Source organism: Pseudomonas sp. SLFW, from assembly GCF_009905615.1.
GTDB lineage: Bacteria > Pseudomonadota > Gammaproteobacteria > Pseudomonadales > Pseudomonadaceae > Aquipseudomonas > Aquipseudomonas bambusae.
Genome location: NZ_JAAAKW010000002.1, coordinates 324915 through 338020 on the forward strand (window position 1 = coordinate 324915; position 13106 = coordinate 338020).

Genomic DNA, 13106 nt, shown 5'->3' on the forward strand with positions numbered 1-13106 from the left:
TTGCAGTTCCGGGCTTTCGGCTTACAAAAAACGTCACTCATTACGCGCTTTGTTTTTTTTTCCAGCGCGTTAGAATGCGCGCCGAAGGGCGGAGAACGGTATGTGGCAACAGACCAGAATCATGCTGCGGGCCAGGCCTCGCGGATTCCATCTGGTAACCGACGAGATCGTGGCAGGGCTTCCGTGGCTGCGTGAATGCCGAGTGGGCCTGCTGCATGTGTGGCTGCAACATACGTCGGCCTCGTTGACCATCAACGAGAATGCCGACCCGGCGGTGCGCCGTGACTTCGAGCGTTTTTTCAACCGGCTCATTCCGCAGGATCAGACTGGTTTTGAACACGACGACGAAGGACCCGACGACCTGCCCGCGCACTTCAAAGCCAGTTTGCTAGGCTGCCAGCTGACCCTCCCGGTAACGGACGGACGGTTGGCACTCGGGACCTGGCAAGGTGTTTATTTAGGAGAGCATCGCGATTCAGGCGGTGCGCGTAAAGTCCTCGCAACCCTTCAGGGCGAGCCGTACGACCGCTGAGGGTTGGCGGTGGTTGAATTTTTTCTGGCTGTCTTAGAAATTATGTGCAGCTGGGCTATAACTAATCTGCTTTCGCAAGTCATGAGGTAGAACATGAGCGACGACGACAACGACGATCTGGTTGAAGACGGTCTGGAAGACGAGGATGACGGTGAGGAGCTTGCAGCTGCTCCCGAAGACGACGGCTCCGAGATAGACGACAGTCCTGAAGCGGCGGCCACCCCCACCAAAGGCAAGGCCAAGGCTGCGGTCTCGGTCGATGAGCTGCCTAGCGTTGAGGCCAAGAACAAAGAGCGTGATGCTCTGGCTCGCGCGATGGAAGAGTTCCTCGCCCGTGGCGGCAAGGTGCAGGAAGTGGAGGCCAACGTGGTCGCCGATCCGCCCAAGAAGCCTGACAACAAGTACGGTAGCCGCCCTATCTAAAGGGTGTCAGATACCTGCTGAAAAAAGCCCGCTGTCGCTGCGGGCTTTTTTTTGGCTGGGGTTTGACCTGGAATACTTACTCTGTTGCCCGCAGGGCAACAGAGTAAGAATCTCCAGCCAAGCGTCACCCCCAACGCGCCAGAACCCCAGGCAAATCCGTCAAGCTCCTGATCTCCGCATCCGGCAATTTGTCGGCCTCCCACGCCTTGCCACTCGGGTTGTACCAGATGGCGCGCAAGCCAGCCTGCTGGGCGCCTGCGATGTCGTCGCCGGGGTGATCCCCAACATGCACGGCATGGGCGGCTTCGGACTTTCCGCGTTTCAGCGCTTCGAGAAATGGCGCTGGGTCGGGTTTGCCGATGCCCAAGTCTTCCGCGCACAGCGCGAACGCGAAATAATCGGCCAGCCCCAGTCGGCGCACGTCGGCGTTGCCGTTGGTGACCACACCCAAAGTGTAGGACTTGGTCAGAATCTCCAGCGTTGGCACCACCTCCGGGAAGATATCCAGCTTGTGCCGCCCTTGAAGAAACACTTCGAAGCTCTGCTCGGCCAGATCTTCAGCTTCGGCATGGCCGTAACCGGCATCCTCCAGCGCGTGAAACAGTACGCGACGACGTAGCGCACTGATGCGGTGCTTGAAGCTTGGGTCCGCGTCCACCAGCCGCGAGCGGATTTCCCACAGGTGTTCCACCGGGACCGGACCCAATTTAGGGGCGTTCTCGGCCAGCCAATCCCGCAACATGGCCTCCGCGCTGACGATAGCCGGTGCGGTTTCCCACAGGGTGTCGTCCAGGTCGAAGGTGATCAGCTTGATGCTCATTCGGAAGAATCCTTGCGTTTGGCCCTTGGATGGGCGCGGTCGTACACCGTCGCCAGGTGCTGGAAATCCAGGTGGGTGTAGATCTGAGTCGTTGTGATGTCGGCGTGGCCGAGCAATTCCTGTACGCCACGCAGGTCTTGAGAGGACTCCAGCAAGTGGCTGGCGAACGAGTGACGCAGCATGTGCGGGTGCAGATTCTGCCCCAACTCGCGCTCACCTGCCGCCTTGACCCGCAGCTGAATCGACCGCGGCCCGAGGCGTCGGCCCTGTTGGCTGATGAACACAGCATCGTCTTTGGGATTGGCCAACTCGCGTTGTTTCAGCCATGCCTCCAGCGCTTCGCGAGCCTTGCGGCCCACGGGTAACACGCGGGTCTTGCTGCCCTTGCCGAGCACTTCGACCAGCCCATCGGCCAGGTCCAACTGGGCGCAATTCAGCCCTGTCAGCTCAGAGAGGCGCAGCCCTGACGAGTAAAACAGTTCGAGAATCGCGTGATCACGACGGGCCAGAAATTCGTCCTCAACGCCGCCTTCCAGCAGCTGCAAGGCGCGGTCGGCGTCCAGCGTCTTCGGTAACCGGCGTTCGCCTTTGGGTGGCGACAAGCCGTTGGCCGGGTCGTGCTCGCACAGGCCTTCGCGATTGAGGTAGTGATAGAAGCCGCGCACCGCCGACAGGAGTCGGGCAATGCTGCGCGATGACTGACCGTCCTGATGCAGACGCGCAACGAGGCTGCGCATGGACTGAACGTCCAAAGCTTTCCAGCTCTCGATGCGTTGTTTTTCACAGAACCCAAGCACTTTGCTCAAGTCACGACGATAGGCTTCCAGCGTGTGGCCCGACACTTGACGCTCACTGCGCAGGTGCGTGCAGTAAGCGTCCAGCTGCCGTTCCATGACTAGCGAACCGAGCGCAGGGCGTTGGTGAAACGCGGCAGCAGGCGGCTCAGCACATCGGCGATGTAAGTGAGAAACAGCGTGCCCACCGAGCTTTTGTAGTGCTGCGGATCGCGGCTGCCGATGGCCAGAACGCCGTGCAGGCCCTGATGGTTCAGCGCGACGATGGCGGTGGAGCCGACCTCCTTGCTCTGTTCGGCACCAAACAGAAACTCCAGCTCATGCTCGCGCAACGCGCCGCACACCGTCTTGCCGCCAGAAATCAGGCCGCCGATGGCTTTTTGCGCTTCGGCGCTGCTGACCCAGCGGCCCACGGTCATCGGGTTATCGCTGAACAGAATCAGGCTCACGAACGGCACCTGGAATTCCTGGCGCAGACTGTCTTCTACAGCGATGACAATCTCTTCAAGGCTGGTGGCGTCCATCAAGGCGAGGATCAGACGACGGGTCTTCTCAAACAGACGGTCGTTGTCCCGCGCGACGTCCATCAGCTGCGACAGGCGATGGCGCATCTCGATATTGCGTTCACGCAAAAGTTTGAGCTGGCGCTCGACCAGCGAAACGGTGTCGCCGCGCTGGTGGGGGATGCGCATCGCGGTGAGCAAATCGTCGTGCTCGGCGAAGAAGTCCGGATGTTGTTGCAGCCAGGCCGCAACGGCCTCGGCTTCAAGGGCAGGCACTTTGGTATCGGCAGGTTCGCCGGGCGTGTCGGTTGAAGTCTGAGGCAAATCGGTCATCGGATACTCTCACTCATAGACGTACTTGGCCTTCGTAGACCCGGACAGCCGGGCCGGTCATCACCACCGGATGGCCCGGACCCGCCCACTCGATGGACAGACGCCCACCCGGCAGATCGATCAGCAGTGGCGAATCCATCCAACCCTGGCTGATGGCGGCGACGGCAGCGGCACATGCGCCGGTGCCACACGCCTGGGTTTCGCCCGCGCCACGTTCCCACACGCGCAATTGTGCACGCTGGCGATCGACGACGTGGAGGAAGCCCACGTTCACCCGCGCCGGGAAGCGTGGATGGTGCTCGATCTTCGGACCGAGGCTGTGAACCGGCGCATTGTTAATGTCGTACACCCGGAGCACGGCGTGGGGATTGCCCATCGACACGGCGGCCAGTTCAACGCTCTCGCCCTCGACATCCAGTGTGTAACTGAGTGCCTGTTGCGGCGCCTCGAAGGGGATGTCCGCAGGGACCAGACGCGGTGCGCCCATGTCGACGCTGATCTGGCCGTCGTTACGGATGTCCAGCTCGATGATGCCGCCTTTGGTCTCGACGCGGATCTGCTTTTTGGCCGTCAGGCGCTTGTCCAGCACGAAGCGGGCAAAACAGCGCGCGCCGTTGCCACACTGTTCGACTTCAGAGCCGTCGGAGTTGAAAATCCGATAGCGAAAGTCCACGTCGGGGTTGCTCGGCGCTTCAACCAGCAGCAGTTGATCGAAACCGATGCCGGTGTGCCGGTCGCCCCATTGCTTGGCGTGCTTGGGCAGAATGTGCGCGTGCTGGCTCACGAGGTCCAGCACCATTAAATCGTTGCCCAGGCCATGCATCTTGGTAAAACGCAGCAGCATGGGGATTACTCCGGCAGCAGGCTTTCGCCGGCATACAGCTCAGTCACGGTTTCACGACGACGCACTTCGAACGCCTGATCGCCATCGACCAACACCTCGGCGGTGCGGCCGCGCGTGTTGTAGTTGGAGCTCATGACAAAGCCATAGGCGCCTGCGGAATGCACGGTCAGCAGATCGCCTTCGGCCAGTGCCAGTTCGCGCTCTTTGGCGAGGAAGTCACCGGTCTCGCAGATTGGGCCGACGATGTCGTAGCTGCGCGCAGCGCCGTCGCGGGGTTGCACGGCCTTCACGTCCATCCAGGCTTGATACAGCGCTGGGCGGATCAGGTCGTTCATCGCCGCGTCGACGATGGCGAAGTCTTTGTGTTCGGTGTGCTTGAGGTATTCGATGCGGGTCAGCAACACGCCAGCGTTGGCGACGATGAAACGGCCCGGTTCGAACATCAGCGCCAGGTCGCGACCGGCGATGCGTTCACGCACGGCCTTGATGTAATCGCCCGCCAGTGGCGGCTCTTCATCGCGGTAACGCACGCCCAGACCACCGCCCAGATCAAGATGGCGCAGATGAACACCGCAATCGCTCAGGCGATCAACCAGATCCAGCAGGCGATCCAGCGCATCGACGAACGGGGAAAGCGTGGTGAGTTGAGAGCCGATATGGCAATCGACGCCGATCACTTCCAGGTTCGGCAACTGCGCGGCGCGAATGTAAACGTCTTCGGCGTCAGCGATGGCGATGCCGAATTTGTTTTCTTTCAGGCCGGTGGAAATGTACGGGTGGGTGCCCGCATCGACGTCCGGGTTGACGCGCAGGGACACCGGGGCGCGTTTGCCCATCTCGGCGGCCACGATCTGCAGGCGTTCGAGCTCGTCGGTGGATTCGACGTTGAAGCAATGAACGCCAACTTCGAGTGCGCGGCGCATGTCGTCACGGGTCTTGCCGACGCCGGAGAACACGATCTTGTCCGCCTGACCGCCTGCGGCCAGAACACGCTCCAGCTCGCCACGGGACACAATGTCGAAACCGGCGCCGAGGCGCGCCAGGACATTGAGTACACCCAGGTTGGAGTTGGCCTTGACCGCGAAGCAGACCAGGTGCGGCATGCCGCTCAACGCGTCGGCGTAAGCGAGGTACTGGGCCTCGATGTGGGCTCGGGAGTAGACATAGGTCGGCGTGCCGAAACGCTCGGCAATGGCAGACAATGCAACTCCTTCCGCGAACAGCTCACCGTCGCGGTAGTTGAAGGCGTCCATGGTCAATCCCTAGTAGGTCGAGGTCTGATGCTTGTGCGAGTGCGATGAGGTCTCGCTGCCAGGCGCATTGGACGTTTCGCCATCGGGCAGGTACAGCGGACCTTTTTGACCGCAGGCAGAGACCAGGCACGCAACAGCGAGGAGCGCGGCCAGGGAGGAAATCAGGCGCTTCATGGCGAAATCCTTTGTATAAGCATTAATTGCGCCCGAGTATACCGACCACCCGACAGATTGCCTATGCGCCACGGCTCCCGTCCGGCGGGGCTTTGACGCAACTGCCGGATATGTTGGCGATGGTCGCGCATTTTTTGGCGCGTCGACCTGCAAATGGGCGGGTATGCTTTGCAATTGGCTGGAAGCGACCGTATCTTGCGTCGCTGCGCCGTCCGTAGACACTTTCGAGGTTCCTGCAATGAGTTTGACCGAAGCCCGCTTTCACGACCTGGTCGATGCGACCCAAGAAAAGCTCGAAGACATCTTTGACGAGAGCGATCTGGACCTGGACCTTGAGAGTTCGGCCGGCGTGTTGACCGTCAAATTCGAAAACGGCACGCAATTCATCATCAGCCGCCAGGAGCCACTGCGTCAGCTGTGGTTGGCGGCGCCTGCCGGTGGTTTCCACTTCGATTACGACGAAGAAGCAAAACGTTGGGTCTGCGACAAGAGTGAAGAGCTGCTGGGCGAGATGCTTCATCGTCTGGCGTTGAAGCAGGCCGGTGTCGAGATCGAGTTCGACGATGTTGACGGTCATGAAGACGGAAACCGCCAGTGACCAACGCTGCACCTGCCAAAGCACCCAAGCCGTTGTTCAGCAACGTCAGCCCTGCCGTACCGTCGCCCTGCATCAGCGTTTGCCGGCTCGATGAGCAGAAGGTCTGTACCGGCTGTCATCGCCATGTCGAAGACATCCGCGAATGGCGTGCGGCGACGGATGAGCGCAGACGCGAGATTGTGAGTCAGGCCGATCAACGCCGGGCTCAATGCTGATTCAAGGTTGCAGCCGAACGGCCGCGGGAGCGAACTGGCTCCCGATTGGTCGTTACAGCCGATACGTCTCCGCCGCCTGATCTACCTTCGCGAATGAATTCGCTCCCACAGGATTCGCAGGCACCTCAAATCTCCGGCCTGCGACAGGTGCCATCTGTGGGAGCGAATTCGCAGGCACCTCAATTCTTCGGTCTGCCACCGGAGCCATCTGTGGGAGCGAATTTATTCGCGATTGGCCAGTACAGCCGATACATCTCTGTGGTCGGTCTACTTTCCCGAATAAATCCTCTCCCACACGGGTCAGCGTTCTCGGATATCGACGCCCTGGCCGCTCAAGCCTCTTCCATCGCATCATTCAGCGACTTCTCAAGCTCGGCCTTGTAACGCAGGAACAGGATCGTCTGCCCCCGCGTATCCGCCAGAACCCCCGACAAATCCAGGTCCGTGATGTAGCAGCGATAGCGTTGCGGCTCTCGGCGCTGATCGAGAATCTGCCGCGCCACGACGCTGAACAGTTGTTCGCCAAACTCCAGCTCCGAAAACTCCATGCCGTCGCAATACAGCGTGACGCTCACCTGACCCGGTGACGCCTCTTCGACGATGGCCTGCACGTCGTAAAACGGCTTGTCGGTGGACATGACCGGCCCCAGCCGTTGCTCGATGCGCCGCGCCCGACCCGCGCCATCCGGCATCACGCGGTAATACAGGGTTTCCAGGTTTTGCGGCTCAAGCGTGTTGTCCAACGGTAACAGCGCACCACGCCGAAACATCAGCGATTGCAGAAAACGTTGCAGCGGCACCAGCAGGCTTGGCTCGTCGTGATACGGCAAACGCTGATGCCACAGCGCGTTGTGCTCATCCAGCACGTACAGGTCCGCGTTGGGTTCGCTGATCCGGTAAAACACTTGAGTGCATTCCGGCTGACCATGGGGAATGATGAGCGAGAGGTCACTGTCGTCCAGCGCCTGGGGGTCCAGATGAATCGGGCTGTAAGCGGGCAGCTCTTCACCGAGGTATTCATAGAGCGTGGGCAGGTCATGGAGCGTGACATGCGAAACTTGGCCCGGCGTCATCTCCATGACGTGATAGTGATGCTGAACCTGAATCAGATAGCGATGGTTCAGGCCGCGAGACAGCAACAATTGCGCCGTCTGAATCAGCTCTTCGACCCGTTGGGCAATGGCCGGGGCGCGGTTGTGGCAGAAGCAGCGCACGCTGATCACCGGTTTTGGCAACGTCGCGGGCAGGTTGTTGAGCAAGTCGGTCATGCAATCCAGCAACGCATCGGGCCCGTCGAATCGATTGACCAACACCTCGTTCCAACTGTTGAGCGCGATCTGGTCGAAGGTCAGCACCAGGTTCTCCCGGACCCCGGCGTAACTCAGGGAGTCGGTCCGCTCGGTGGTCATCAGGATGTTCAGGTCCTTGTGGTGTTTGAGCGGATCGACGCCAACGTTCACCAGCAGCAGGATTTCGCTCGGCACGCTGGGGCGCAGCAGCACGTCTTCGGCCACCGTGCCCAGCGGCATGGGGATGCTGTGCTGCAGCGCGCCCTGGAGGTTGAACAGCTCGAACTCGGTCAGGTCGCTGCTGCCGGGGTGCAAGGCCAGGCGGGTGCTGCTGTCGATCACGTTATTGCGGTGGCACCACGCGAGCAGCTCCAGCAACTCGCGGCTGCGCTTGATCGGCGCGAAAGATTCCCACTCGTGGGCGCCAAGATTGCCGTTGTACAGGCCCCACTGATATTTGCCAGGCTCGCGTTTGTTCGGCGACTGCACCAGCGTCAGCGTGTCTTCGGCCAGGTCCGGCGAAATCCCGGGATTGATGAATTCGACCTTGCCCGCCTTGCGTTCAAACGCGGCGTACAGCCGACGACCCAGGATGTTGAGGTCGCGTTTGTTGATCGAGTTAACCGTGTTTTGCTCGCGGGCAAATTGGGTCAGGAAGCGGTAGCTGTAATTCAGCTCGCTGACCAATGCGCGGCGTTCGCTGGCCACCTGACGCACCTTCCACTGGCTGCGGCTATCGAGCAACGCCAGTTGGCGCTCATCCCACTTCCATTCTTTCGCCAGACGCTCCAGCAACAGACGCTGCCAGCTCGTGGTGCGCTGGCGGGGCAAGCCGGTGAGCTTCTTGTTCACTTTCAGGTACAGGCTGCGGCGCACCAGTTCGAGTCGTTCCGGTTCGCCTCGGGCCAGCAGATATTCCTCAATCCGGCGATACACCATCATGTACGGGTCAAGCTCGTCGAGGTCCACGCGATTGGCGAACACCTCTTTTTTCAGGCGCATGCTCAAGCACTGCACCTGTGGGTGCTCACTGGCGTAGGCCTCAGTCAGCAGCAGCTTGAGGACGGACTTGTAGGGCGATTCGATCCCTTTGAACAGCTGCCAGAGGCCTGCGCCGAGGAATTCCCCCGGCGGGATGTGGGACAGGTTGCCAAGGTCCAGCACTTCATCCTCCCGGATGAAGCGCTTGGACAGCAGCGTGTGGGTGTATTCCGCGTAGCGCGTTTCTTCGTAGACCGGCACCAACCACCAGATGGGGGTGCGCCCGGCCAGCCAGATCGCAGTGCGGTAGAACTCGTCGAGCAACAGGTAATGCTGAGTCGTTCCGCAATCCTCGCCACTGAGCTGCGCATCGCGCTCGCCGAGCACGAAGCGTTCAGGGTCGATCAGGAAAAAATGCGCTTCTGCCCCCATCGTGGCGGCCCAGACTTCCAGCGCGTGGCACTTTTTGCGCAGCTCCAGAATGTCTTCGGGCGAGAGGTTCGTGTCGTGGCAGATCCACACGTCCATGTCGCTGTCGTCAGCCTGCGCCAGTGTGCCCAGGCTGCCCATCAGGAAAATGCCGTGGATCGGCTGCGGCGGGTTGCCTCGGCGGGGCTTGTAGGAAAACGAGCGCGTCAGCCGTTGCGCTTCGGCGAGGGCCTGGGCGTCCGGTTCGTAATGTGAAACCCCGGCCGGGGTTGCGCCGGAAACGTAGCCAGGCAACAGCGGATGGTTGACGTGGAAAAACAGCGGCAGCAGCGCCAAAACTGATTGCTGGCGGGTGGACAGCCCTTCGTTGGCGCGGCCGAGCCGCCCTTCGTTGAGGGTCAGAAATCGGTTGCGCAACTGGCTGAGGACCTTACGGTCGATGCCCTCATCCAGATCGGGGCGGATCTCGAAACTACGGGTCATCGTGACTCAAGGCCGACGAACGGCACTGCTGGGGAACAAGAATGGCGACGGCAAGAAGACCCAGCATCAGGCGGCTGTGAGTTTTTATGGCGCCAATTTTTTATCGGCGCAGCATCTTACAAATGAAGGGTTCGCGAAACCTTTATTTGATGCCTCTTGGTAAAGGTTTCGCGAGGCGACGATGTCAGGCCGCTTCCTGGGTCGTGGCAAGGATGATCAGCAGGGATTGCGCGTGTTCGGCGGCATCCAGTCCCAGACTGGTGAGGTAGCCCCCGTCGACCTGAGTCGTCAGGCCTTTCTCGAAAAGACGTTTGGCGGCGGCAACGGCAGAAGGCGCGGCCACGTGATGGACCTTGAGGCCCTCCTGGGTATTGCGCAGATTGAACAGTGACAGGATTTCCAGTTCGGCAACCAACTCAGGGGTATACGACATAGAGGCTCCAGACTTTTTGTAATGGATGACGCGGCGAAGGAATCGCAGACGTGACAGCCCCGTAGGTCAAGCGGCAGCGAGGCCTCTGCAGTGTAGTTAGGGTCTGGGGATTTTGCAGGAAGTATCTGGCCGGTCGTCAGGTGAAGCTTAGAGCGCATGTATCTGTAGGAGCGTGGCTTGTCCCGCGATCGACGGGGAACCCGTCGTAAACCCTGCGCATTCGGTGTATCAGGTATACCGCGTTAATCCGATTGGCTGCCGCTTCGCGGCAGGTCGCGGGACAAGCCACGCTCCTACAGACCTGCGCAATTAGCGATTTCAATGACATCGCTGTCGGCAAGCCGGACTGCCACGGGGCTGGATGTCATTCTTCTTCCAGCTTCACGCCCGGTGGCAGTTCTGGCAGGGCGCGAAGGGCTTTTTCATACCATTCGGTGTTGAACGGGCGGTCTTCTTCGAGAATGCCGTCAATCTCGACGGCCAGCACGTGAGCCATCATTTCCAGAATGTCGTCACGTTCGTAACCCACCAGTGTCAGCTTGTTGAACGTGGCTTTGGCGGCAGGCGGTTTGTCGCTCTCGATCTGGTTTTCGATGGCCTGGATCAGGGTCGATTCAGCGAACTCTTCTTCGTCGTTGTCGATGCGGTCGCTCATGGCGGACTCCTCAGGAAAGGCCGGCAGTTTAACTGCAATCGGGGGTCAGGTGATCGTCAGTGCGCATGATGCACGTCAAGCCCGACGACGTAACCGGTTGTTAGGGTTCCTCCGCTCAGGTCCGGCAACGCGTGTCGGACAGGGCTGAAATGACCGCTTCAAAAGGCCAAGGAGGCCTGCCAATGCTCAAGCTTTACGGATTCGCCTCAAGCAACTATTTCAACATGGTCAAACTGGCGCTGCTGGAGAAGCAACTCCCGTTTGAAGTCGTGTCCATGCACGGCTGCCAGAACCCGGACACCCTCGCCGTCAGCGCGCGGGGCAAGGTACCGGTTTTGCAGACGAACGAGGGGTTCATCAGCGAAACCGACGTTATCCTGCGCTACCTCGAAGACACACACCCTCACATCCCCTTGTTGCCCGCTGACCCGTTCCTCCGTGCTCAGGTCTGGACGACCGCAAAGGAAATCGAGCTCTACATCGAACTGCCCGCACGGCTGTGTTACGTCGAAGTGCTGTTTGGCGGGCGGGCAACGCCGGATGCGCTGAAGGCCAAGGCCAAACGGGATCTGATCAAAGGCTTTGCCGCGCTGGCGAGGCGGGCGCGATTCGCCCCCTATCTGACGGGCGCCGACTTTACGCTGGCGGACATCTATTTCATGTACAGCGTGGATCTGGCGCAGCAGGTGGGCGAGCGCCTGATGGGCTTGAACCTGCTGGATGAGGTGAAAGGGGCGAGGGAGTTGCTGGCGCGACTGAATGACCGGCCGAGTGCGCGCATCGTGGCGGCGGATCGGGAGGTGGATTATCCGGTGTTTCTGGAAAGGGTCAGGCCCACAGGGGTAGCGTAGCGGGGCCTTTGAGGAGCGCGTTTGCCCACATCTTGGGCAAGCGCGCTCCTACTGAGCCAGGGTCAGCGGGTAGCGAGCAGTTGCTTGCCGCGTCCGACTGCCGCTTTTACCTGCGCAGGCGCAGTGCCACCGATGTGGTTTCGGGCGTTGACCGAACCTTCCAGCGTCAGAACAGCGAACACGTCCTGTTCGATCTGATCGCTGAATTGACGCAGTTCTTCCAGCGTCATTTCCGCCAGGTCCTTGCCGGTTTCCACGCCGTATTTAACGGCATGGCCCACGATTTCGTGGCAGTCACGGAACGGCAGGCCACGGCGAACCAGGTAGTCGGCCAGGTCGGTCGCGGTCGAAAAACCACGCAGGGCCGCTTCACGCATGATCGCGGGTTTAGGCTTGATCGCAGGAATCATGTCGGCGAAGGCTCGCAGCGAGTCGCGCAGGGTATCGGCAGCATCGAACAACGGTTCTTTGTCTTCCTGATTGTCCTTGTTGTAGGCCAGCGGTTGGCCCTTCATCAAGGTCAGCAGGCCCATCAGCGCGCCGAACACGCGGCCGCTTTTGCCACGGACCAGCTCCGGCACGTCAGGGTTTTTCTTTTGCGGCATGATCGAGCTGCCGGTGCAGAAGCGGTCCGGCAGATCGATGAACTGGAATTGCGCGCTGGTCCACAGCACCAACTCTTCGGAGAAGCGCGACAGGTGCATCATCGCCACGCTGGCCGCCGAGCAGAATTCGATGGCGAAGTCGCGATCGGACACGCTGTCCAGCGAGTTGCCGCCCACGGCTTCGAAACCCAGCAACTGGCAGGTCAGTTCGCGATCAATCGGATACGTAGTGCCGGCCAGCGCCGCGCTGCCCAGCGGCATGCGGTTGGTGCGTTTGCGGCAATCGACCAGACGTTCGTAGTCGCGGCTCAGCATCTCGAACCAAGCGAGCATGTGATGCCCGAAGGTCACAGGCTGTGCGGTTTGCAGGTGGGTGAAGCCCGGCATGATGGTGTCGGCTTCGCGTTCGGCCAGACCCAGCAGGCCTTCTTGCAGGCGAGTGATCTCAGCCAGAATCAGGTCGATTTCATCACGCAGCCACAGGCGAATGTCGGTGGCTACCTGATCGTTACGGCTGCGACCGGTGTGCAGCTTCTTGCCGGTGATGCCGATGCGGTCGGTCAGACGCGCTTCGATGTTCATGTGCACGTCTTCCAGGTCCACGCGCCAGTCGAACGCACCTGCTTCGATTTCGCCCTGAATAGTCTTCAGGCCATCGATGATGGTGTCGCGTTCGGCATCGGTCAGCACGCCTACTTTCGCCAGCATCGTGGCGTGGGCGACGGAGCCCATGATGTCGTGGCGGTAAAGGCGTTGATCGAAGGTGACGGAGGCGGTGAAGCGTGCGACGAAGGCGTCGACGGGTTCACTGAAGCGGCCGCCCCAGGACTGGTTGGTCTTGTCGGTGCTCATGGTTTCGCTCGCTGCTCTGCTGATGGCTGTGCTGATTTG

General features: G+C 60.5%; 15 protein-coding genes. 5 read left to right on the forward strand and 10 right to left on the reverse strand.

Going from position 1 to position 13106, the window contains the following annotated elements; translation table 11 throughout:
* The first annotated feature begins 100 nt into the window (after positions 1-100).
* Positions 101-532, forward strand: a complete 432-nt coding sequence (locus GVN17_RS04815; protein WP_166594084.1) for a secondary thiamine-phosphate synthase enzyme YjbQ — start codon at positions 101-103, stop codon at positions 530-532.
* Between the two features lie 93 nt (positions 533-625).
* A complete protein-coding gene (sutA, locus tag GVN17_RS04820) occupies positions 626-955 on the forward strand; it encodes a transcriptional regulator SutA (protein WP_166594085.1) in 330 nt (109 codons plus the stop codon).
* A gap of 124 nt (positions 956-1079) precedes the next feature.
* Here sutA and GVN17_RS04825 read toward each other — a convergent pair whose 3' ends face one another.
* The 6 genes from GVN17_RS04825 to GVN17_RS04850 are packed head-to-tail and all read right to left on the reverse strand — an operon-like array spanning position 1080 to position 5676.
* Positions 1080-1775 (reverse strand): HAD family hydrolase, encoded by a 696-nt coding sequence (locus GVN17_RS04825; protein ID WP_166594086.1) that lies wholly within the window; start codon positions 1773-1775, stop codon positions 1080-1082.
* Positions 1772-2668 (reverse strand): tyrosine recombinase XerC, encoded by an 897-nt coding sequence (gene xerC / locus GVN17_RS04830; RefSeq protein ID WP_166594087.1) that lies wholly within the window; start codon positions 2666-2668, stop codon positions 1772-1774. The genes GVN17_RS04825 and xerC overlap by 4 nt, the downstream gene beginning before the upstream one ends.
* 2 nt (positions 2669-2670) lie before the next feature.
* Complete coding sequence (locus tag GVN17_RS04835) at positions 2671-3405, reverse strand: DUF484 family protein (RefSeq protein ID WP_166594088.1); 735 nt, start codon at positions 3403-3405, stop codon at positions 2671-2673.
* A 13-nt stretch (positions 3406-3418) separates the two neighbouring features.
* A complete protein-coding gene (gene dapF / locus GVN17_RS04840; protein WP_166594089.1) occupies positions 3419-4249 on the reverse strand; it encodes a diaminopimelate epimerase in 831 nt (276 codons plus the stop codon).
* A 5-nt stretch (positions 4250-4254) separates the two neighbouring features.
* Complete coding sequence (lysA, locus tag GVN17_RS04845; protein WP_166594090.1) at positions 4255-5502, reverse strand: diaminopimelate decarboxylase; 1248 nt, start codon at positions 5500-5502, stop codon at positions 4255-4257.
* A 9-nt stretch (positions 5503-5511) separates the two neighbouring features.
* On the reverse strand, positions 5512-5676 hold the full coding sequence (locus GVN17_RS04850) for a lipoprotein (protein ID WP_166594091.1): 165 nt from the start codon (positions 5674-5676) through the stop codon (positions 5512-5514).
* A gap of 238 nt (positions 5677-5914) precedes the next feature.
* On the opposite strand from GVN17_RS04850, the gene cyaY reads away from it, so the two are divergent.
* On the forward strand, positions 5915-6274 hold the full coding sequence (gene cyaY / locus GVN17_RS04855; RefSeq protein ID WP_166594092.1) for an iron donor protein CyaY: 360 nt from the start codon (positions 5915-5917) through the stop codon (positions 6272-6274).
* The gene (locus GVN17_RS04860; protein WP_166594093.1) at positions 6271-6489 is read left to right on the forward strand and encodes a DUF1289 domain-containing protein; all 219 of its coding nucleotides are present in this window, start codon (positions 6271-6273) and stop codon (positions 6487-6489) included. Before cyaY ends, GVN17_RS04860 begins: the two co-directional genes overlap by 4 nt.
* Before the next feature lie 332 nt (positions 6490-6821).
* On the opposite strand, the gene GVN17_RS04865 is transcribed toward GVN17_RS04860, so the two are convergent.
* The 3 genes from GVN17_RS04865 to GVN17_RS04875 all read right to left on the reverse strand — a co-directional run bounded on the left by GVN17_RS04865 (position 6822) and on the right by GVN17_RS04875 (position 10759).
* Complete coding sequence (locus tag GVN17_RS04865) at positions 6822-9671, reverse strand: class I adenylate cyclase (protein WP_166594094.1); 2850 nt, start codon at positions 9669-9671, stop codon at positions 6822-6824.
* 184 nt (positions 9672-9855) lie between these two features.
* Positions 9856-10104 (reverse strand): TIGR02647 family protein, encoded by a 249-nt coding sequence (locus GVN17_RS04870; protein ID WP_166594095.1) that lies wholly within the window; start codon positions 10102-10104, stop codon positions 9856-9858.
* Positions 10105-10468: 364 nt separating this feature from the next.
* Positions 10469-10759 carry a hypothetical protein gene (locus GVN17_RS04875; RefSeq protein ID WP_166594096.1) on the reverse strand — a complete coding sequence of 97 codons (291 nt, stop codon included), beginning with the start codon at positions 10757-10759 and terminating at the stop codon, positions 10469-10471.
* A 182-nt stretch (positions 10760-10941) separates the two neighbouring features.
* On the opposite strand from GVN17_RS04875, the gene GVN17_RS04880 reads away from it, so the two are divergent.
* Complete coding sequence (locus GVN17_RS04880; RefSeq protein ID WP_166594097.1) at positions 10942-11610, forward strand: glutathione S-transferase family protein; 669 nt, start codon at positions 10942-10944, stop codon at positions 11608-11610.
* A gap of 62 nt (positions 11611-11672) precedes the next feature.
* On the opposite strand, the gene argH is transcribed toward GVN17_RS04880, so the two are convergent.
* On the reverse strand, positions 11673-13067 hold the full coding sequence (gene argH, locus GVN17_RS04885) for an argininosuccinate lyase (RefSeq protein ID WP_166594098.1): 1395 nt from the start codon (positions 13065-13067) through the stop codon (positions 11673-11675).
* Between the last annotated feature and the right edge of the window lie 39 nt (positions 13068-13106).

Bases quoted from the DNA above. Each gene is read 5' to 3' on its own strand.
- GVN17_RS04815 (WP_166594084.1), top strand. From the start codon at position 101: ATGTGGCAACAGACCAGAATCATGCTGCGGGCCAGGCCTCGCGGATTC.
- sutA (WP_166594085.1), top strand. From the start codon at position 626: ATGAGCGACGACGACAACGACGATCTGGTTGAAGACGGTCTGGAAGAC.
- GVN17_RS04825 (WP_166594086.1), bottom strand. From the start codon at position 1,775: ATGAGCATCAAGCTGATCACCTTCGACCTGGACGACACCCTGTGGGAA.
- xerC (WP_166594087.1), bottom strand. From the start codon at position 2,668: ATGGAACGGCAGCTGGACGCTTACTGCACGCACCTGCGCAGTGAGCGT.
- GVN17_RS04835 (WP_166594088.1), bottom strand. From the start codon at position 3,405: ATGACCGATTTGCCTCAGACTTCAACCGACACGCCCGGCGAACCTGCC.
- dapF (WP_166594089.1), bottom strand. From the start codon at position 4,249: ATGCTGCTGCGTTTTACCAAGATGCATGGCCTGGGCAACGATTTAATG.
- lysA (WP_166594090.1), bottom strand. From the start codon at position 5,502: ATGGACGCCTTCAACTACCGCGACGGTGAGCTGTTCGCGGAAGGAGTT.
- GVN17_RS04850 (WP_166594091.1), bottom strand. From the start codon at position 5,676: ATGAAGCGCCTGATTTCCTCCCTGGCCGCGCTCCTCGCTGTTGCGTGC.
- cyaY (WP_166594092.1), top strand. From the start codon at position 5,915: ATGAGTTTGACCGAAGCCCGCTTTCACGACCTGGTCGATGCGACCCAA.
- GVN17_RS04865 (WP_166594094.1), bottom strand. From the start codon at position 9,671: ATGACCCGTAGTTTCGAGATCCGCCCCGATCTGGATGAGGGCATCGAC.
- GVN17_RS04870 (WP_166594095.1), bottom strand. From the start codon at position 10,104: ATGTCGTATACCCCTGAGTTGGTTGCCGAACTGGAAATCCTGTCACTG.
- GVN17_RS04875 (WP_166594096.1), bottom strand. From the start codon at position 10,759: ATGAGCGACCGCATCGACAACGACGAAGAAGAGTTCGCTGAATCGACC.
- GVN17_RS04880 (WP_166594097.1), top strand. From the start codon at position 10,942: ATGCTCAAGCTTTACGGATTCGCCTCAAGCAACTATTTCAACATGGTC.
- argH (WP_166594098.1), bottom strand. From the start codon at position 13,067: ATGAGCACCGACAAGACCAACCAGTCCTGGGGCGGCCGCTTCAGTGAA.